Origin of the sequence: Thermoanaerobacterium sp. R66, assembly GCF_028895185.1 — a bacterium.
Lineage (GTDB): Bacteria > Bacillota > Thermoanaerobacteria > Thermoanaerobacterales > Thermoanaerobacteraceae > Thermoanaerobacterium.
The window spans coordinates 135290-156525 of the sequence record NZ_JAEUWW010000001.1 but is presented as its reverse complement, the minus strand read 5'-3'; the positions used below and the strand labels follow the sequence as shown (position 1 = coordinate 156525).

20 protein-coding genes and 2 riboswitches are annotated in these 21236 nt (G+C 33.0%); of the genes, 3 read left to right on the top strand and 17 right to left on the bottom strand.

Annotation, left to right across the window (positions count from 1 at the left end; genetic code table 11):
• Positions 1-113: 113 nt before the first annotated feature.
• Positions 114-404, top strand: coding sequence for a hypothetical protein (locus JJQ93_RS00680; protein ID WP_013297263.1), 291 nt, complete (start codon positions 114-116; stop codon positions 402-404).
• 55 nt (positions 405-459) lie between these two features.
• Here the strand turns inward: JJQ93_RS00680 and JJQ93_RS00675 are convergent, their stop codons facing one another.
• From JJQ93_RS00675 to JJQ93_RS00595, 17 genes are all read right to left on the bottom strand, one after another.
• Entirely contained in the window at positions 460-1731 is a 1272-nt protein-coding gene (locus JJQ93_RS00675) for an Nramp family divalent metal transporter (RefSeq protein WP_274892393.1), read from the bottom strand.
• Between the two features lie 164 nt (positions 1732-1895).
• Complete coding sequence (locus JJQ93_RS00670) at positions 1896-2546, bottom strand: coiled-coil domain-containing protein (protein ID WP_274892392.1); 651 nt, start codon at positions 2544-2546, stop codon at positions 1896-1898.
• A gap of 6 nt (positions 2547-2552) precedes the next feature.
• The gene (locus tag JJQ93_RS00665) at positions 2553-3272 is read right to left on the bottom strand and encodes a PspA/IM30 family protein (RefSeq protein ID WP_094397663.1); all 720 of its coding nucleotides are present in this window, start codon (positions 3270-3272) and stop codon (positions 2553-2555) included.
• 172 nt (positions 3273-3444) lie between these two features.
• Positions 3445-5736, bottom strand: coding sequence for a spermine/spermidine synthase domain-containing protein (locus JJQ93_RS00660; RefSeq protein WP_274892391.1), 2292 nt, complete (start codon positions 5734-5736; stop codon positions 3445-3447).
• A gap of 44 nt (positions 5737-5780) precedes the next feature.
• Positions 5781-6926, bottom strand: a complete 1146-nt coding sequence (locus JJQ93_RS00655) for a murein hydrolase activator EnvC family protein (protein ID WP_013297258.1) — start codon at positions 6924-6926, stop codon at positions 5781-5783.
• A 71-nt stretch (positions 6927-6997) separates the two neighbouring features.
• Positions 6998-7156: a DUF2933 domain-containing protein gene (locus JJQ93_RS00650; protein ID WP_013297257.1), complete on the bottom strand. Its 159-nt coding sequence runs from the start codon at positions 7154-7156 to the stop codon at positions 6998-7000.
• A 33-nt stretch (positions 7157-7189) separates the two neighbouring features.
• Entirely contained in the window at positions 7190-8023 is an 834-nt protein-coding gene (lgt, locus tag JJQ93_RS00645) for a prolipoprotein diacylglyceryl transferase (protein WP_274892390.1), read from the bottom strand.
• 446 nt (positions 8024-8469) lie between these two features.
• On the bottom strand, positions 8470-8664 hold the full coding sequence (locus tag JJQ93_RS00640; protein WP_013297255.1) for a YHS domain-containing protein: 195 nt from the start codon (positions 8662-8664) through the stop codon (positions 8470-8472).
• A gap of 214 nt (positions 8665-8878) precedes the next feature.
• Positions 8879-10171, bottom strand: coding sequence for a homocysteine synthase (locus tag JJQ93_RS00635; RefSeq protein ID WP_274892389.1), 1293 nt, complete (start codon positions 10169-10171; stop codon positions 8879-8881).
• Between the two features lie 130 nt (positions 10172-10301).
• Positions 10302-10404, bottom strand: a riboswitch (SAM riboswitch).
• A gap of 89 nt (positions 10405-10493) precedes the next feature.
• Positions 10494-11414 (bottom strand): cysteine synthase A, encoded by a 921-nt coding sequence (gene cysK / locus JJQ93_RS00630; RefSeq protein ID WP_274892388.1) that lies wholly within the window; start codon positions 11412-11414, stop codon positions 10494-10496.
• A 4-nt stretch (positions 11415-11418) separates the two neighbouring features.
• Positions 11419-12555 (bottom strand): bifunctional cystathionine gamma-lyase/homocysteine desulfhydrase, encoded by a 1137-nt coding sequence (locus JJQ93_RS00625; RefSeq protein ID WP_274892387.1) that lies wholly within the window; start codon positions 12553-12555, stop codon positions 11419-11421.
• A 12-nt stretch (positions 12556-12567) separates the two neighbouring features.
• Positions 12568-13203, bottom strand: coding sequence for a class I SAM-dependent methyltransferase (locus JJQ93_RS00620; protein ID WP_274892386.1), 636 nt, complete (start codon positions 13201-13203; stop codon positions 12568-12570).
• Between the two features lie 175 nt (positions 13204-13378).
• On the bottom strand, positions 13379-15091 hold the full coding sequence (gene polX / locus JJQ93_RS00615) for a DNA polymerase/3'-5' exonuclease PolX (protein ID WP_274892385.1): 1713 nt from the start codon (positions 15089-15091) through the stop codon (positions 13379-13381).
• A gap of 60 nt (positions 15092-15151) precedes the next feature.
• Positions 15152-15568: a type VII toxin-antitoxin system MntA family adenylyltransferase antitoxin gene (gene mntA / locus JJQ93_RS00610; RefSeq protein WP_274892384.1), complete on the bottom strand. Its 417-nt coding sequence runs from the start codon at positions 15566-15568 to the stop codon at positions 15152-15154.
• A gap of 329 nt (positions 15569-15897) precedes the next feature.
• Positions 15898-16830 (bottom strand): cysteine synthase A, encoded by a 933-nt coding sequence (gene cysK / locus JJQ93_RS00605; protein WP_274892383.1) that lies wholly within the window; start codon positions 16828-16830, stop codon positions 15898-15900.
• Positions 16831-16983: 153 nt separating this feature from the next.
• Positions 16984-17208, bottom strand: coding sequence for a copper chaperone CopZ (gene copZ, locus JJQ93_RS00600; RefSeq protein WP_045411648.1), 225 nt, complete (start codon positions 17206-17208; stop codon positions 16984-16986).
• Between the two features lie 81 nt (positions 17209-17289).
• Positions 17290-18447 (bottom strand): geranylgeranyl reductase family protein, encoded by a 1158-nt coding sequence (locus JJQ93_RS00595; RefSeq protein ID WP_274892382.1) that lies wholly within the window; start codon positions 18445-18447, stop codon positions 17290-17292.
• A 188-nt stretch (positions 18448-18635) separates the two neighbouring features.
• Positions 18636-18743, top strand: a riboswitch (SAM riboswitch).
• A 63-nt stretch (positions 18744-18806) separates the two neighbouring features.
• Here JJQ93_RS00595 and metA point away from each other — a divergent pair.
• Both metA and JJQ93_RS00585 read left to right on the top strand, forming a co-directional pair.
• A complete protein-coding gene (metA, locus tag JJQ93_RS00590) occupies positions 18807-19724 on the top strand; it encodes a homoserine O-acetyltransferase MetA (RefSeq protein WP_085112240.1) in 918 nt (305 codons plus the stop codon).
• Between the two features lie 144 nt (positions 19725-19868).
• Positions 19869-21221, top strand: coding sequence for an APC family permease (locus tag JJQ93_RS00585; RefSeq protein WP_274892381.1), 1353 nt, complete (start codon positions 19869-19871; stop codon positions 21219-21221).
• The last annotated feature ends 15 nt before the right edge of the window (positions 21222-21236 follow it).

Sequence of the window (21236 nt, the reverse complement as noted above, 5' to 3'; positions counted from 1 at the left end):
AAGTCGATATGTGAAATAAAAAATTTCTATAAAAAATTTCTCAATCTTCATAAGATCTTTATAATTGCATTGTATAATAAAATCACAATAAAAAAAACAAGGAGGAATTTTAAATGAGAAAGAAAGTTATAGCTATATTTGCAGGTGTGCTAATAATAGGTGCTATAGCATTTACGCAAATACCTGCATTAAGAGCAAAAGCCGATACAATTAATAACGGCTATGGTTTTAACATGATGGGTTCAAATTTCAACTATAATGCGATGTATAACTACATGAAAGGCCTGACAGCAAAAGATGTGCAAAATATGATGGGTGGAAATATAGATGAAAAAGATGCACAAAATATGTTAAATGCATGCACAAATTCATTAAAAAATGAAATTAATGGACAGCAAAAGTAATTTAATTTAGGAGCCAAATGGCTCCTTTTTATACATAGTTAATTCGCATCTATAATCATATCTGAAATAATGTAAAAATTCCCAAAGAACATACAAGTACATATATTATTACGAGTATGGTTTTTTCCCAATTTTTCAATTTATACTTTTCAGGTAATGCCTTCCATCCAAGCGCTATCAAAAATCCGAGAACAATTGGCAAAAGCAATGAATTCATTATTTCAACTGAAATTGTCAATGTAACAAGGGGTACTCCTGATAAGACGATAATGGCGGAAATAATGATACCTGCAGCATATAAACCGTAAAATATTGGAGCTTCTTTCCATGATGAATTAAGGCTTCGCTTAAAATCCATAACTTCACCTAGAGACCATGAAGTTGCCAATGAAACAACGACAGCTGCTATCAAAGAAGCACCAATAATACCAGCCGAAAATAGAATTTTACCACCAACCTGACCTACAAATGGTATAAGTGAATCAGCAATCTGCTGAATATTCGTAAGTGAAACATTTGGATTTATCCGTCCAATAGTTGCTGCCGTTAATATAAGTACAACCGCCATAATTATCTGAGTTACAACTGAACCGACAGCAGTGTCAATGCGGCTAAATCTTATTGATTTTTCAGTTAATTTTTTATCTATCACAGCACCTTGTTGATAAAATATCATCCAAGGCATTATTACGGCTCCAACATTTGCTGCTATAAGAAGTCTATAAGATTCATCGTAGAAAGGCTTCTGTCCGATAATCCCATTTATTATTGATGAAGTATCGGGATGTGCCAGTATAACCGCTGGTATAAAGCTTAATTCAAATAGTCCAATAAATATAGCTATGCGTTCAACAATAGTATAACGTCCAAAGCCTGTTATTAATATTAAAGAAATTGATGCAAGAGATATGCTTATCCACTTTGGTATACCAAACAATAAGCCAACACTAGCAATACCAGAAAATTCTGTAACTAAAGCACCTATAGCAGAAACCACAAGTGTTAAAACTGAAAACCATGCCCAACCTGCACCAAACTTTTCCTTGATCAATTCACCATGACCTTTACCCGTTGTTATCCCAATACGTGTTGTAAGTTCCTGCACAAAATACAGAATTGGTATAAGCAAAAATTGCAGCCACAACAAGCTATAACCCCATCTAGCACCTGACTGTGCCGATGTTATAATAGATCCTGCATCAGTATCTGCTAACATAACAGTGAGTCCTGGGCCTATTGTTGCAAGTAGTAATAAAATAGCAGATTTTTTCTTTTTTGATCCTTCAAGTTTTTTGGATAGTGTAAGTTCATTTTCATTTAATGACATATAAGCACCCTTTCTATATTAGTTTTTCTGAAACTTGGTACAACATGAGAAATGTGAATTTTGTTGACTTTTACAGTCTTCTTGTGATTTTGAAATTCATTCTCAATTAGATTATATAATATATTTCCTTATACTGCAATAATAAATAGAACCCTTTTAGAGTTCTATTTATTCATACCCTTTATATCAAATTTTAGGTCATTTAGCCTCTCTCTTTGCTTTAATGATTTTAATTCAAGGATTTTAAGATTTAATTCATTTTTAAGTTCGTCCATATCAGAAATATCTTTGTCAAGATCTTGTTTTCTCTTTTCAAGAGTCGATATTTTACTCTCAATTTCTATTTTTTCCTTAATATAATCTTTTGTTGAAGCCTCGTCTACAGAAATCATCGTTTCTGCAGCTTTCTCGAGGCTTTCAGATTTTCTTTTCAAATTCTCAATCTCTGATAATAAATCATTTTTTATCTTCTCTGATTCTTCTTTGGCCTTATCAATTTGATTTAATTTATCATAATATTTTTTTAATTCGGGATCCATATCTTTGTATTCACGATTTAATTTCTTTTGGCTATTTATCTCAATTCTCATTAAATCGTCCATTGTTAGATTGCCAATTGCAGCTTCCTTCCTCAATCTTTGGTAGTATTCAGTATCTATTTTACCCTCTGCGTACAATCTATCTATTACAGTTATCATCTCATCGTATTTGTCATATTCGTAATGTCTTTCATGATAGAATCCTTTATTTCCGCAGCATCCAAAATCATCAATTAAGTCAAAGAACCTATAAAAACCTCTTCCGCCGCATCCCATTATAACTCACTCCTTAATTGCTTGATTTTTTGCAGCTACTCTCTTTTTAAGTTCTTCAAATTCTTCTCCAGCTCTTTTTTGCTTTTCAATTTCTTTTAATTCTTTTTCTACTTTATCTTCATCATCTAATATGTTATCAAGCATGCCTGCATCAACCATATAATCAATAGCTTGTGATTTTGCATATTTTTCTTTAATTTTTTCTTCTGCATTTCTTATTCTTTCACCTAAATCAGTTGTATCATTTGCAATACCTGTCAACGTTTCTTTTATCATTACCTGTGCATCCGATACTTTTTTCATAGTAATAAGTTCTTCTTTTTTGCTCTGTAATTTTATTAAATTGTCTTCCATTTGTTCCTTACTTTTTTCTATATTCTTAAGCTGCTCCTCTATGCTTTTTATCTGTGATTCAAGATTTGTCTTTTTTTCTATTAAATCATTTTTATTTTGTATTGATGCTTTTGCTAAATCCTCTCTACCGCTTTCTAAAGCTAATTCAGCATTTTTCTCGTATTCTGATATTTTAATATTGATGTCGCTTAATTCATTTTCTAATTTTTTCTTTAATGTTGCCACATCTAGCATAGATTTCTTTATTTTAGATAAATTTTCTCTCATCTCTACTAATGAGTAATTTAAAGTGTCTTCAGGATCCTCCATCTTTTCTACTATGTCATTTGCCTTAGCTTTAAAAATATTAGATATGCGTTTTACTAAACTCATAATTAATCTCTCCTTTACAATTTTATATTCTAATATTACCTCAGAAATGTGAAGATCTTGTGAAACCTTAACTATTATTTTAATTTCAATTATAGAAAATTTATGTGCAAAATTAACATACAATTAAATTAGATGTTAGTGCGATTTTTCTGCTTATTACACGTGTTTCCTGTCATAAAATCAATCTGTCTCTATTATATAAACATATTAAACCATATATAATAGCACCGGTTATCAATGTTATTTTAAAGCCAAATATCATAGATATTATTACAGATAGAATCGAACCGATTACTGACATTGCACCGTTGATACCCCAAGCAATCGGTATAACATTCTTATCACCCGTACCTAATAATCTGATTCCCCTTGGGAATGGCATACCCATAAAAAAGCCTGGTATCATAACTAATATTGATGAAATGATTATTTTATTTATCAAATTGTAACTGAAAGTATATTTAAATATTACGTCTAATATCTCCACAAAAACTATGCTTATTACCGCTACAATAAATGGTGGCATATATATTTTTTTATCTTTATTAAATGTACTATTATTGCCTAGTATAGAGCCAATACCACTTCCAACTAATAACGCGGCAAGGACATAGGTAAATGATGTTATTGGATGTCCCAAATACAAAATGAATTTTTGTATCAATGATATCTCAATAAGCATATAGGCTGTTCCTAAAGCGCCAAAATAAATTAGCGCCTTCGCAGTGTTTTTTTGCTTTAACATAGGTCTAAACAATAAATATATACCTAACAGAACTACTAAGAGAAGTATTATTAACAGCATTAATGCATTGTTGTTAAAATTGTAAAAATATGGCTTATCGTCTGTGGCTGGTTTAATAATAAATGGAAAACCTCTTAAAAAGTTATTAAACGTTAAATGCCCTTTTTCAAGATGAAAAAGAGGACCAACTTCAAATGAATTTGGGATATATAAAGGTTTATTGTTCCCAGCCATTGCTTCCATCTCAAGTCTGTTACTCTCATCTATTGTAAATGGCTTATTTTTAATGATTACCAATGGACTATCTATTTGTGAATTGCCACCATGATTGTGAGTCATTGTAGAATCTTTGTTTATAACCGCTATATATTTTGTGGCTTCTTCTACTGAAACACCGTTTCTGCTTAATGCACCAATCGCTGTTGCTACAATTTTACTCATATCCTCTTCATCATGAGCTAAAAATACTAACTTGCCATTTTGTGATAAATGATCTATATAAGCTTTTAATGCCTCAACGGTATATATATAATTTTCGTTGAGAGCGTATCCAGTTTGTAAAGCTGAACTAGTCATTACCATAGATAAATAGATAATATCATATTTGTTTTTTGATCTATTAATAAAATATCTACCATCTTCACCATAAATCTTAACATTAGCTTTATTATAAATATCACCATTAAAATCTTTGAAATGCCTAACAGCATCTATAGTAGATGTATTGATTTCAACACCTATTATATTTTTGCTTTTTCCAGCAAGAGCGTACAATATGTCCCTACCTCCGCCAGGGCCAATTATTAATACATTATCTTTTTTGCCAAATGTATATGGTAAATATTCTACATCTTTTTTATATATGTCTAAACTGCCATCTTTACCATCAAATTTATACATAGGAGAGCTTGCCGTTCCATCAATTGTTACAATCATCTCGTTCGGATCGTTGTCGACTCTTATAACATCCGTTCTTGAAAAAGCATTCCATTTAGTGTATACAATCTCTGCTTTATCTCCCGAACTAATTATGCTACCAAATGTTTTTAATTTACTTGTAATTATGCTGCCAAAGTTTTTCTCCAACGCACTAATATAATTTTGCGGCACAAAAATTGACACAACAAACATACCTAACACTGCATATGCAATTATGTATTTCTTAGATAAAAAATTTACAAAGAATATTACAGCAATAGATGAGATTATAGATATCAATATGATTGATTTTATAACACCTAAATAATTAAGTGAAAATAAAACTAAAATACTGCCAAGTCCAGAACCAATCAAATCTGCAAAATACAATTTATTGCTTATATCACTAAATTCACTATAAATTGATGATAAAATATAACCACCTATTATAAAAGGTACCATCGCAGGTATAATATATACTAATATATTGATAGAAAACGGTAATATATAAAATAATCCTAGAACAAATATATATGAAATTGGCATCAATACTATCTTCTTAATTAAGTTGTCCTTTAAAAATTGATTATTTGTCTTATTGTTTTTTAATTGTCTATATGCAATTATTCCTCCAATACCGAGTCCTAAAATTGAAAATGAGGTTATTATAAATGTGTAATGATATGTAAAAATAGCAGAAATAACCCTTGTCAATATTACTTGATATATAAACATTGATATGGATAAAAAACTAATTCCAAACAAAAGCAATAATTTGCTTTTTCCCTTCTCTTGAATCATCTAACCCATCCTTTGCTGTTATTTATAATAATCTTATTATTTCTTTATCTTACATATGGTTCTGGATCAACTGGTGTACCGTTTATCCTAACTTCAAAATGAAGGTTAACACCTGTAACAAGTCCAGTACTCCCAAGTTTTACAACAGGTTCGCCTTTTTTTACACTTTTACCTTTTGAAACTAATATAGAGGAATTATGTGCATACAATGTAGATATACCTCCACCGTGATCGATTATCACAGAATTTCCATAACCTGATATCCATCCGGTATATATGACTGTCCCATCACCAGCTGCAACACCAATTGTTCCATATGGTGCAGGTATATCTATACCTGTATGTAACTTCTTTGTCTTGTAAACAGGATGTATTCTATATCCAAATGGTGAACTTATACTGTAATATCCTGGTACAGGCCATACCAACTTTCCATTGGCATATTTTACATTGCTATTATTCGTGTTTGTCGAACCAATTTGAGCTCTTATGATATCCATTACCTGCTTTGATGCAGTTTCTAGATCTTCAAGATCTTCCTCATATTTTTTTTGTTGTCTTTCAAGGTCTCTCAAGACACCACTTCTTGATACCATGGCAACTTGTATCCTTTTCTTTCTCTCTTCCACTTGAGCTGTAACATATTGCAAATTATTTTTTTCTTCTTTTAAGACTTCTTCTTTTTTCGCTATTAAATTTTTAGTGTTTTTTATTTCATTTAAAATTCTTATATCAAAAGCCATTAATTTTTTTATATTATCAAGTCGTGATATAAAATCGATAAAATTTTTTGAACCCAATAAAACTTCAATATATCCTGCATCACCACTCATATATATTGCTCTTATCCTCTCTTTATACAAACTCTTACGAGAGTCATATCTTTTTTGAGCTATATCTAGTTCTTTCTGTGTCTCACTTATTTTTTGCTCAATTGAGTATAATTTCCTCTGATTTTCAATCAATTCTTTTTGAGTTTCTGATAGCTGTTTGTCGATGTCTAATAGTTCTTTTTTTACAGATTGCTGTTTTTGATAATTTTCACTCAATTTTTTTTGAGTTTGTTGTTTTTGAATGCTTAAGTCTTCAAGTCTCTTTTTATTGTCAGTTAAATTAGATGAATATCCATAATTAAAAACAGATGCAAAAATAAAAATGATAATTAGAAAAATAGTCATCTTACGTTTCATCAATATCCCCCTAAGAAATCTATATATAATCGACATACCTGGTATGAATTTCACCAGGTATGTTACAATACCTATTCTGTTGCGTCATCCTCAGGTTTTTCGATTTGCCTATTGCCTTTATCTTGTTCATGGCTGTGATTATGACTATGCATACCTTTCATCATAAATAAATGCATTAATGGGCACAACAGTAGAAACAAAAACGGTAAAATAGTTGTTAAAAACTTCATCTGTGACACTCCTTTCATAAAATTTTTATTCAACTAATGAATATAGTAAAAGAAAACCGTCGATATTGCCATTAACAAAACTACCACCGCAATATCTAAAAAACCTTTTTTACTTTGTACCGGCATCTCATCTTTCTCAATAGTATTGTATTTTTTAATATAATGTGCCGCTATCAAAGCTGCAGCGATAAATATAGCACTAGCAAGATGAGCGATTGTAAATGGTGGTAAAATCATAGGATTTCCGGCTCTAAAAAATTCTACAATAGATCTATTTATATTGAAGAAAATAACATATATGATAAATAATTGTCCATTGTATTTTATTTTGTCCCTTTTTCTCCAAAGCACAAAAAACATAATATAGTCAAGTAAAAACTCATAAACTTGTACAGGATGCAATAATTGTCCATTTACTTTTATTCCCCATGGCCATGGACGTGCCATTGCATACCCAAATATGTCGCATCCTATTCTTCCGATTGCTTGTCCTATAGCAAGCCCTGGCGACGCTAAATCTGCAATTTTCCAGAAATTTAATTTATATTTTCTAACATACCATATACTAAATAAAATCCCGGCAACTAAACTACCATGAATAGCCATCCCACCATCATGTATTTTTAATATTTCAAGTGGATGTGTCAGGAAAAAATATGGTCGATATGTCAAAACGAATCCAAGCCTTCCCCCTATTATACCAACTATTATAAGGTACACGAGAAATTCTGAAACTTTGTCAACATCAAGGCCTTTTCTTTTGGCTTCTTTTAATGCCAAAATATACCCTGTGCCAACACCTATCGCTATCATTATTCCAAATAGATATATAGTGAAACCGCCAATATTAAACAAAGGTACTGTCATGAAAAATCTCCTCTCATATTAACTTTCATACTCATTCTTCAAAAAGATATATAAATTACTGTATCAATTGCTACAACAGTGTGCTAAAAGGCACTAATTCTCTGCTTTAAAAAATTTTATAAAAGATTGTCTTTATGTTTTACACCGATATATTGCTATTACCGCCATAGCATCCATATATTATAACCTCCGTTCCACATCTATCACTAACGCACGATATAATAAAAAATGATATAAGGTCTAAAATTAACTCAAGAAAAAGATACACTATAATAAAACCTTAGTACCATCTAGAAATTTATAATGCAAAAATCATGCCAAATAAAAAGGGTCTGAAAAATATCAAATCTCTAAATAAATTAGAGAATGATAGTTCAAACCCAAGTAAAAATTAATCAAATAGAAATTTATAATGCATTTTAGTAGATCATGTACGTCAGACCAAATTAACAGCAACCATGATGACTGTGCCCACCATGATGTCCTCCATCACTTTCATTTTTTACATATTTTTCTGGATTCTTTTCAAATTCTGCTTTACAACTTTTCGAACAGAAAAAATATTCCTTTCCATTGAATGTTGTTTTAGCTGCAGCATTATCCTCTTTAACATCCATTCCACACACTGGATCCTTAGCCATTTTTCACACCTCCTTTGATACATTATACCTATACTGGGTTTATGTTTATATGATATCATTTAATTACACAAAAGTCAATCGGAATATACATATTTATGTGCTTCTATTATTAATTTAAATATTATTGCCATAACATTATATTAAACAAATATCTAGTAAATTATTTTAAAAATGTCAAAAGCCCTCTTCTATTGTGAAGAGAGCTCTATAATAATTATTCTGCTGCTTTTTTAAGTGCTTGGTCAAGGTCATACAATATGTCGTCGATGTCTTCTATGCCTATTGAAAGTCTTATTTGGTCTGGGGTTACACCTGCTAATGACAATTCTTCTTCGTTTAATTGCGAATGTGTCGTGCTTGCTGGATGAATTACCAAAGACTTTGCGTCACCAACATTAGCCAGCAATGAGAATAATTCAAGGCTGTTTATGAATTTGATTCCAGCATTTATTCCACCTTTTATTCCAAATGTCAATATTGATCCAGCGCCTTTCGGTAGGTATTTCTTTGCAAGCTCATGATATTTATTTTCTTTAAGTCCAGGATAGTTTACCCACGTCACATTTGGATTGCTTGCTAAGAATTCTGCTACTTTTTGTGCATTTTCCACATGTCTTTGGACTCTTAATGACAAAGTCTCTAATCCTTGTAAAAATAAAAATGCATTGAAGGGGCTTAAAGATGCACCAGTGTCTCTTAAAAGCTGTACTCTCAATTTTGTGATATATGCAGCAGGTCCAAATGATTCAACATATTTAATCCCATGATAGCTGGGATCTGGCTCTATAAATTCAGGGAACCTTCCGCTTCCTGCCCAATCAAACTTTCCTGAATCTACTATTACTCCGCCTATTGATGTCCCGTGGCCTCCTATAAATTTTGTCGCTGAATGTACTACTATATCTGCGCCATATTCAAACGGACGGAAAAGATATGGTGTTGCAAATGTGTTGTCTACAATTAGCGGTATTTTATTCTCATGCGCTATTTTTGCTATAGCCTCGAAATCAGGTATATTTATCCCGGGATTTCCTATTGTCTCTATATATAATGCCTTTGTTCTGTCTGTTATTGCTTTTCTGAAATTTTCAGGATCATCTGGATCTACAAATGTCGTTTTAATGCCAAGTTTAGGCAATGTTAAAGCAAATAGATTGTATGTTCCACCATATAATGTGCTTGCAGATACTATTTCATCACCTGCACCTGCTATATTTAATATAGAGTATGTTATAGCTGCAGCACCAGATGCTGTTGCAACTGCCCCTACTCCTCCTTCAAGTGCGGCAATTCTCTGTTCAAATACATCATTTGTCGGATTCATAATTCTTGTATATATGTTTCCTGCCTCTTTAAGATTGAATAATGCTGCTGCTTGATCAGTATCTTTAAAAACATATGATGTTGTCTGATAGATTGGAACAGCCCTTGAACCTGTCGTTGGATCCGGTTTTTGCCCCGCATGTACCTGCAATGTGTCAAATTTTAATTTTCTTTCTTCACTCATCTAAATCTCTCCTCTTCATAATTTTAGTTTAAAAAAATTAAAAGTTATTCTTATAATTCACCTCTTTTCGTTATTTTTAGAATATTAAAAGCCCTCTTCGATGTAGAAGAGGGCTAAATTTACGCCGCTCCTCTCATCTCTCAGGTTTCCCTGCAGGATTTGGCACCAGACGCATAATATATGCCGGTTGCCGGGTTTCATCGGGCCAGTCCCTCCACCACTCTTGATAAGAGGTTCGATATTTTCTTTATATTGCTAATTATATTAACACTTTAAATCAATAATGTCAATAGGTATTCTTGGACATTTATCAGGTTGAAATTTAAAATCTATATAAATTTTCACTAAAATACCTATCAGATCTATCAGGAAATACTACAACTATATTTTTTGGTTCCTTTTGCTTATTAGCCTGTTTTATAGCCGCAGCAAAGGCAGCGCCCGATGATGATCCTACAAATAATCCTTCTCTTTTTGCAAGTTCCTTAACATAATAAAAGGCTTCATCATCAGTTACCTTTTCGACATCATCTATTAAGCTTACATCCATAGTATCAGGTATAAAATCATTACCTATGCCCTCTATTTTATAGCACTTTACTAAATCTCCTCCACCAATTATTGAACCAATAGGATCAGCAAGCACGCCTTTTACTTTAGGATTTTTCTCTTTTAAATACCTAACTACACCTGTGAACGTTCCACCAGTACCTGCTCCAGCAATAAACACATCTACATTTCCATCCAAAGCATCATATATCTCTGGTCCTGTTGTTTCATAATGAGCCTTTACATTTGCCATATTTTTAAACTGGTTTGGAATATATGAGTCCTTAATCTCCTTTGCTAATTCATATGCTTTATCCATCGCTCCTTTCATTCCAAGCTCTTTAGGCGTATTTACTATTTCAGCACCCAAAGCTTTCATTAGTATCTGTTTTTCTACTGAAAATTTAGTTGGTACAACAAATATGACTTTATAACCTTTATTCAATGCTGCAAGTGCAAGGCCAATGCCCGTATTCCCAGCAGTAGGCTCTATTATAGTAGAACCTTTTTTTATTAACCCTTTATCTTCAGCATCTTTTATCATGTAATAGCACGTTCTATCTTTTACAGAACCACCAGGGTTCATGTTTTCTAGCTTGGCAAAGATGTTTACATATGGAGGTATATCAAAATGAGTTATTTTTAGAAGTGGTGTCTTGCCAATTAAATCACTGATTCCCTCTGCATATTTCATGATTTCAACTCCTTATTGCATTTTTTAAATCATCAATTAAATCCAGATAATTCTCAAGTCCAACTGATAGTCTTACTAACTTATCGGTTATGCCAAGCTTCAATCTCTGTTCCTCTGGTATAGACGCATGTGTCATTTTTGCTGGATATGAAATTAGGCTTTCATATCCGCCTAGGCTTTCCGCAAGTGTAATAAGTTTTACATTGTTTAATAATTTTAATGCCATATCTTTGTTTTTTAACTCAAATGAAATCACGCCTCCAAAGCCATCCATCTGCTCTTTTGCAATATCGTATCCTGGATGTGTATGTAAACCAGGATAATAAACTTTTTCAACTTCAGGTTGTTCCAAAAGCCAATTTGCAATTTCTTTGGCATTTTTCTCATGTCTTTCCATTCTAACGCTAAGTGTTTTTATTCCCCTAATCACAAGGTAAGAATCCTGTGGTCCTAAAATGCCACCAACTGCATTTTGCAGAAAATGAATTTTATGAGCTAATTCTTCACTATTAACAACGACAAGGCCTGCTACAACATCGCTATGGCCTCCAAGGTATTTTGTTGCACTATGAACAACTATGTCTGCACCTAATTCAATGGGTCTTTGGAAATATGGTGTCATAAAAGTATTATCAACTATCGAAAGTATGCTATATTCTTTAGCTATTCTTGAAATTTCTCTGATATTTGTAATTGTCATAAGAGGATTTGTAGGTGTTTCATAAAATATTGCCTTTGTATTTTTTGTTATACTATTTACAACATTATCTTTTAAAGACGTGTCTACAAATTTTGAAACTATGCCAAGCCTTTTAAAAACTTTCTCAAGTACCCTGAATGTTCCTCCATAAACATTATTTGAAACTATTACCTCGTCACCAGCATTAAAAAGCATCAAAACTGTCGATATTGCTGCCATGCCAGATGCAAAGGCAAAACCACCCTTTCCACCCTCTAGATCATTAATAAGCTTTTCTAATGATTCTCGTGTTGGATTACCTGTTCTTGAATATTCATAACCTCTATCTTTTCCTACGGCATCCTGTTTAAACGTCGATGTTTGGTATATAGGTGTTGATACTGCACCTGTTTTTTCATCACCAAATATACCACCATGAATTAATTTTGTCTCCTTTCTCATCCTAAATCCTCCTTATTCTTTAATTCCTTTTGCTATAAATATTCCTGTTTTTGCCATCTCTCCTTTAGATGACTTTGCAGTTGCATAAAGTCCTGTTTCTTTTACAAGTATTTCTTTAAAGTTACTATGAATAAGCCATTTTTCTATATCTTCTAAATTAAATCCAAGCCATCTGTCGTACATTTCGAATCTTGCCCACTCACTACTGTGCTTCATAACATCTGTTATGATCAACATTCCGCCTGGCCTTAAAATCCTGTGTATTTCCATGATGCCTTTAAACGGATTTTCTACATGATGTAATACCATGTTTGAAAAAACTACATCGATAGAATCATCAATTATTGGTATTTGCTCCATACTTCCTTTTAAAAAAATTATGTTATTAATGCCAGCATTCTCAGCAGTTTGTTTTGCATATTTAAGCATTTCATCTGAAACGTCGATCCCAACAACTTCTCTTGCATATTTTGATAATTCCAAAGCCATAAATCCTGACCCTGTACCAATATCTGCAACAATTAAACCGCCTTTATTTTTTATGTTAGATCTTTCAATTGCAATATTTCGAATATCATCATCGAAGTATTTTTTCCTAATCTCATCCCATTCTCCCGCTATACTGTCAAAATATTCTATATAGTTCATATAGCACCTCCTAATTTATAGTATTCCGATATGATTACTTGGTTATAATTAAAATACCATTCTTCTTCTAAAATGTCAATAAAAAAATTGCTTTTTTTAAAGATTTCTTCAATAAAAACATGGACTTCTCAAACTAAAAATTAATCCCCCTCCTGTAATAAAGAGGGGGATTAATTTAAGATTTATTAAAAATTTTATTTAGCTCATCAGCATCATAAGTATTTATCACGTCTTTGGCCTCAAGCCAACCCTTTCGCGCAATTCCAATGCCAAATATTATATCATCAAGTCCTTCTATCCTATGTGCATCCGGGCAAATTGCAAATTTTACACCTTTTTCTTTTGCATATTTTATATATCTCCAATCAATGTCCAATCTGTATGGACTTGCATTTATTTCAATTATCTTGCCATACTCAGCAGAAACATCAATAATTTTATATATATCAATGTCATAGCCATCTCTTGCAAGAAGAAGTCTTCCGGTCAAATGTCCAATAATTTTCGTGTATTTATTTTTTATAGCATTTATTATTCTTTTTGTCATATCTTCTTTGCTCATTTTAAAGTTGGAATGAACAGATGCAATGACAAAGTCAAATCTTTTTAAAATATCCTCATCATAATCAAGTGAACCGTCTTTTAATATATCGGATTCTATACCTTTTAATATCTTTATATCACTGTATTTGTTGTTCAACTCATCTATTTCATCTAGCTGTCTTAAAACATCTTCCTCTTTAAGTCCTCCTGCATAAAAGGCAGACTTACTGTGATCCGTAATGCCGATAACTTTATAGCCACGATCTCTTGCCGCATTGACCATCTCAGAAAGTGTATTTGCACCATCGCTGTACATCGTATGTACATGAAAAACCCCTTTGATGTCTTTTCCCTCTATTAATACTGGAAGTAGCCCTTTTTCCGCTGCTTCAATTTCACCCATATTTTCACGAAGTTCTGGAGGAATATACGATAAATTGAGACTGTTAAATATCTCTTCTTCATCACGGCATTTAATAGGCAGTTCATCTTTAAATAGACCATATTCGTTCATCTTTATTCCCATTTGCTTTGCCCTATGCCTCATAGCTGTATTGTGCTCTTTGCTACCGGTAAAATGGTGCAATGCATATGGATATTCTTCATCTTTAACAACCCTTAAGTCTACATTTATGCCAGATTTCAATATTATGCTGGTCTTAGTTTCACCCTTAGCGACAATATCCCTTATACCTTCATATTTTGTAAATACATCCATAAGCTTCTCAGGATTATCACACGTAGCAAGAATATCTATGTCTTTCACTATCTCTTTTCTTCGCCTTAAACTTCCAGCAATCTCGCATCTTATTGTCAACCCGCTATCCATAAGATATTGTTTTAATGACGAAGCCTCTAAATATGCATCCATAAATAAATGCTTGCCACTAAACTGTTTTATAAATTGTATACCTTCAAGGATTTTTTTCTGCGTCTTTTCACCAAATCCAGGCAATTCTACAAGTCTATTTTCAATACAGGCATATTCCAGCTCGCCAACCGTCTTTATATCAAGTTTGTCATACAATGTTTTTATCTTTTTAGGTCCAAGACCTGGTATTTTTAACATCTCAATGAGGCCCTCAGGTATCGATGCTTTAAGATTTTCGTAGTATTCAAGTCTACCTGTAGTAATAAGCTCTGTAAGCTTTTTATTAAGAGCATCACCTATACCCTTTACATCTTTTAATCTATCTTCTTTTATTAATTTTTCTATATCGTCATCAAGGACTTCTATTGTACGAGCAGCATTATAATACGCTCTCGACTTAAAAGGATTTTCACCCTTTAATTCCAATAAAAGCCCTATTTCGTTAAGTATATTGACAACAGTTCTCTTATCCACACTCATCACATCTCTATATATTTATTTACTGCGTCGATAAATTTATAGACATCATTTATTTTATCTGTTATAAATGTCTTTACATAACTCCATTTTGTTTTTCCTTCTTTCTTGCCTTATTTTATATATGTCTAAAACTACTTCTCTAAAATCTTCAGCTTCCATAGATACGTTAAGCATATAATTTAAATAAAAATTTTCATCGTTTACTACTATCTTTTTACCTCTTAATGCTTCCCATGCGATTATAGCATTTGCAATGTTTAGCACTACGAGATCGACATCTTTTGTGAGCAAATCTTCTAAATCGTTCCACAACTCAAATACCAACTTTTCATCATAATTTTTAAAATATACCGCAATATCTATATCAGACTCTTTCATGCTCTTTCCTTTTGCAACAGAGCCAAATAAAAAAGCCATAATAATATCTTCTCTATCTTTGAAAAATTCTTTGAGTATTAATAAATAATTCATAAATATCACCCAACCTAAATAATTGCCGATGTATTCTTAATATATTATATCATTTTAACTGTAAAGCAAAAATAATAAAGTATGGTTCATGTGTAAACCATACTTTGATTTATAGTTTGTTTACTTTTCTATTCTAAAGATAGTTATAAAAATTAAAGCCAATATTGAGCATACTCCATCACTTACAACTTTGACATTGTTTTGCATTATTGGCAAAATCGGAGAGCCCAAAAGTTCTCATTTAGAATGTATTATAAACTTTTTGAGTTTTTGGTGTAAAAGTCAGGATATTATACCATTTAATTTCTCTACATATTAAAGTATTTTGTTCAATCTTGGTACAATGATGTGGAAAGGTATCTTTCCCCTGTATCAGGAAGCAATACGACTATCGTCTTGCCTTTGTTTTCTGGTCTCTTTGCAATCTGAGTCGCTGCGAATGCGGCTGCACCTGATGATATTCCAACTAATAATCCTTCAGATTTTGCCAATGCTCTTGATGTCTCAAATGCTTCATTGTTTTTAACTTGGTATATTTCATCAATGATTTCTCTATTCAAAACATCAGGTACAAATCCTGCACCTATACCTTGTATCTTATGTGGACCAGGTCTTCCACCTGATAGAACTGGAGAATCAGCAGGCTCAACTGCTACAATCTTTACATCAGGTTTCCTTGATTTCAAAACCTCACCGACACCTGTAATTGTCCCACCTGTGCCAATGCCTGCAACAAATATATCTACATTGCCATCAGTGTCTCTCCATATTTCTTCTGCTGTCGTCTTTCTGTGTATTTCTGGATTGACAGGATTTTTGAACTGTTGCGGTATAAATGCATTTCCGTACTGCTTTGCCAGCTCCTCAGCCTTTTTTACAGCTCCAGACATGCCTTCTGGGCCAGGCGTCAATACTATTTCAGCGCCAAGCGCTTTAAGCAAATTTCTCCTTTCAATGCTCATAGTCTCAGGCATAGTCAATATTAATCTGTATTTCTTAGCCGCTGCAACAAAAGCCAGCGCTATTCCTGTATTGCCACTGGTTGGCTCAATAATAACAGTGTCTTTGTTTATAAGCCCCTTTTCTTCTGCATCTTTGATCATAGCATATCCGATTCTGTCCTTTACGCTGCTTAATGGATTAAAATACTCTAATTTTGCTATAAGCTTTGCTTCAAGATTATTTTCTTTATTGTAGTTTGATAATTCCAATAGCGGCGTATTGCCTATTAAATCCGTAAGGCTTTTTGCAATCTTTGACATTATATCCTCTCCTTTAAATTATACTATTCCGATTGGATTTTATGTAATTATTATATAGCAAAAAAAGCTTTTTGTAAATAACATTTTTTTAACTTTATTATACAGCAAATATAAAAAAATAACCGCATTAGCGGTTAAACATACATGAAAATATTAAGCTTCATATCCTGCGTCAATAATCGCTTTTTTCATGTCATCTATAGTAACTTTTTTAGGGTCGTATGTTACAGTGACATTAGCCTTATCCAAGTCTACTGTCGCTTTTGATACTCCATCAAGACCTTTTAATGCTTTCTCTACAGTCATTTTGCAATGGTTGCATGACATGCCTCTGACATCAATCGTGACAGTTTCACCTTTTGAACCAAACAAACCCATATTTAATCTCTCCTTTCATATACTCATAAGGGGTATTACCTATAAATAGTTTAATTTAACTACAGTTTAAAGTCAATTACTTCATGACACGTTTTTTTCTACTTTAATTTTCGTCTTAGAAGTCATTACCCGCAGTGAATACATTGGAACTTTTAATTTAAAATTCTTATATGTATTATCACCCATCATTATATCTACAAAGTATGATAGCACATTAGGAAAATATCTTACTGATTTTTCTATGAAATCCATGTTATTGTACGTAAATTGCGCTAATCTATATGCCCAACCAACATCTGGCACAACTTCTCTATTGAGTCTAAGAGTGTATTCATCCAATCCACATTCTCCACTGAAATGCTTTTTTAGAACATCAAATGATATGTCTGCAGTAAGCAAAGCATTGTATATTCCTTCGCCTGTAAATGGATCAGCAAGCCTTGTAGCATCTCCAATCAATATTATTCTATCGTTATTAAATACACCATCGCTCCCATCAGGAAACGACAACTGATGCCCGTAAATTTTGCAGTCTTTTATATTTCCGTCCACATTTTCCTCTATCATTTTAGATAACATTTCTTTTATGTCTGAAACTTTGTTTAAAAAAGTCCCGACACCAATAGACAATCTATCACCTTTAGGGAATACCCATCCATACCCATATCTTATTGCGTTGAAATCCACCACAACTTTTCCTTTTAATCCATCGATTAAGCTATTATCGACGTATACTTCACCTTCAAGTGCTATGCCTTTTTTGCCATTTATTAAGTTCGCTTTATGTGCCACATTGCTGTTTATTCCGTCTGCACCTACTAAAACCTTTGTCTCATATTCACTCCTGTCTGTCACAACGACAAGTCCCTTATCATGCTGATAAAAGTCATAAAATAATTCACCATCATGTATTTCACACCCATAATAAGCTGCTTTATCTATTAAATATTTGTCAAATTTAGTCCTATCTACCTGATATATTATAGGCTCACCAGTCTGCAAAACAGTCTGTTTGCCGTTAGGAAATTTAAAGATAATTTCATTGGTAATATCTTCTACGTATTGGCTTATATCAATATCTAATAATTTGTAACACCTTTTCGTTATTCCGCCACCGCAGGCTTTGTACCTTGGAAAAACATGCTTTTCTATCAACAATACCTTATATCCTTCTTTAGACAGCTTTCTTCCTAATGTAGATCCTGCAGGTCCTCCACCTATTATTATTGCATCATACATTTCTTTCACCTCTAAATTCAATTATAATTGCAAAACATACTAAATAAAAGCCACAAATTGGATTATTTTAAGCTATTCATAAACAAACAGTTGTCAATATAAGAATTAGCGAAAAGTGTCCTTCATATTATTGACATCAAACTTCAATAAATATATAATTATTTTAACAATTTAATATCGTAAATCAAAACTCATCAAGAGTGGTGGAGGGACTGGCCCTGTGAAACCCGGCAACCGTCATATTTTATGAAAATGGTGCTAATTCCTGCAAAGCTTATAGCTTTGGGAGATGAGTAGATGTGATTATCTACGCCTCATCTCTGAGGCGTTTTATTTTTTACATTGAAGGAGGTTTGCAAATGCCCATCAATATACCAAATGGCCTACCTGCCATCGATATTTTAGCTAAAGAAAATATATTCGTAATGGCTGAAGAAAGGGCAATTCATCAAGATATACGCCCTCTTAAGATCGCCATCTTAAACTTGATGCCTACAAAAAGTGTGACAGAAACACAGCTATTAAGGCTACTTAGCAACAATCCACTGCAAATCGATCTAAAATTTCTCTATGCAGCATCACACAAATCTAAAAACACTGCGCCAGAGTATTTAGAAGCTTTTTACAAAACATTTGATGACGTAAAACATGAAAAATTTGACGGTCTCATAATAACCGGAGCACCAGTGGAAACTTTGGACTTTTCAGATGTTGATTATTGGCATGAGCTTGAAGAAATAATGGAATGGAGCAAACACAATGTATTTTCAACATTTCACATTTGCTGGGGTGCTCAAGCTGGTCTTTATTACCATTATAGGATTCCTAAATACCCACTGAAAGAAAAAATGTTTGGCGTATTTTTGCATAAGGTTTCCAAAAAAAATGTCGACTTATTAAGGGGATTTGACGACGAATTTTATGCGCCCCATTCAAGATACACGGAAGTCAGAAAAGAAGATATAGAGCTTGTAGATGACCTTGAAATACTTTCTGAATCAGATGAGGCAGGCGTATACATAGTTGCATCAAAATCTGGCAGGCAGATATTTGTGACAGGTCACTCTGAATACGATCCTTTGACTCTAAAATCTGAATACGAAAGAGATTTAAAAAAAGGCATTCCTATAAAAATACCAAAACACTATTTCCCGGGAGATGACCCTAACAATGAGCCAATTGTAAAATGGAGAAGCCATGCAAATCTATTGTTTTCTAACTGGTTAAATTACTATGTATACCAAAAAACACCATACGATGTGAATTCAATTGAATAAATATGATTTATGCAGGTTATAAAACTTGATTTTATATCCTGCATTTTTTATATCATTTTTGCAAAATTATTCATTGACTTTTTCACTTTCCTGTGCTAATTTAATTATGCTATTTCAAAAATTTATAGAAAGGAATTGTACTATATGGACAAAACACAAAAGCTCAAAAAAGACATTGGCCTATTTATCGCCACAGCACTTGTGACAGGTAACATGATGGGTTCCGGCATATTCATGCTTCCTGCTACACTTGCATCTAAATCAGGTCCTGGCGCAACAATACTGGCATGGCTTGTTACAGGCATCGGATCAATATTGTTGGCATTATCATTTGCAAATTTAGGTTCAAGGATTCCAAAAGCCGGTGGCCCGTATGAATACTCAAAATTAGCTTTTGGAGACTTTATAGGTTTTATCAATGCGTGGTTATACTGGAATGGTTCATGGATCGGAAACGCTGCCGTTGTCATTGCAGTTGCCAGTTACTCAAGCGCTTTATTCCCGATTTTATCGCAAAATCATTTAGCCGCTTTTCTGTACACCAGTGGAATCTTATGGATTTTTACGATAATCAATATAATAGGTGTAAAAAAGGCTGGCTCAACTCAAACAACAATAACTGTGTTTGAAGTATGTCTTTTTTTATTCTTCATAATCGTATCAGCAGTACATTTCAAGTCAAGCAATGTAATGCCATTGTTCCCTGCAGGAAAAGGCATGAATACTTTGTCTGCAGCAGCAACTTCAACGCTGTGGGCGTTTGTAGGACTTGAAACTGCGTCAATAACCGCTGAAGAAATTAAAAACCCTGAAAGAAACGTAAAGTTAAGCACCATATTCGGAATATTAATAGCTGTAGTGATGTACCTTGCCATAAACCTTTCGGCAATGGGTGCAATGCCACAAAGCCAGCTTGCAAAAAGTGCTTCTCCAATAGCCGACATCCTCAAACAGTTTTTAGGAAAAAACATTGCGAATGTCATAATAGTAGGCTCTGTCGTAAGTGTGCTTGGCACAACTGTCGGATGGCTTTTATCTACAGCTCGTGTGGCTTATGCGGCTGGTAAAGACAGTCTATTTCCAGAGATTTTTTCAAAAGTACATCCTAAATACAAGACTCCTCACGTATCATTGATCATAGGATCGGTGCTTGTAAATCTGCTATTGCTGATGAACTATACAAAATCTCTGGTTTCTGCGTTTAATTTTATAATACTGCTGGCAACTTTGTCTTTCCTACCTGTGTACGCTTTTACAGCCGCATCTGAAATGATGCTTCTTATAAAAAGAGACAAAAACGTCAGCGTATTAGGCTTTATAAAGAATTCCATTATTCCACTTTTAGGCTTTGCATACGCCATGTGGACAATATACGGGTCTGGAGCCGAGACTGTCATGTACGGATTTATAATGCTTATGTGCGGCATACCCTTCTATATATACATGAAGTACAAAAATAACTCAAAGCTAAACGAGATTCGAAAAGTCTTAGAATAATTACAGGCTGCAAAA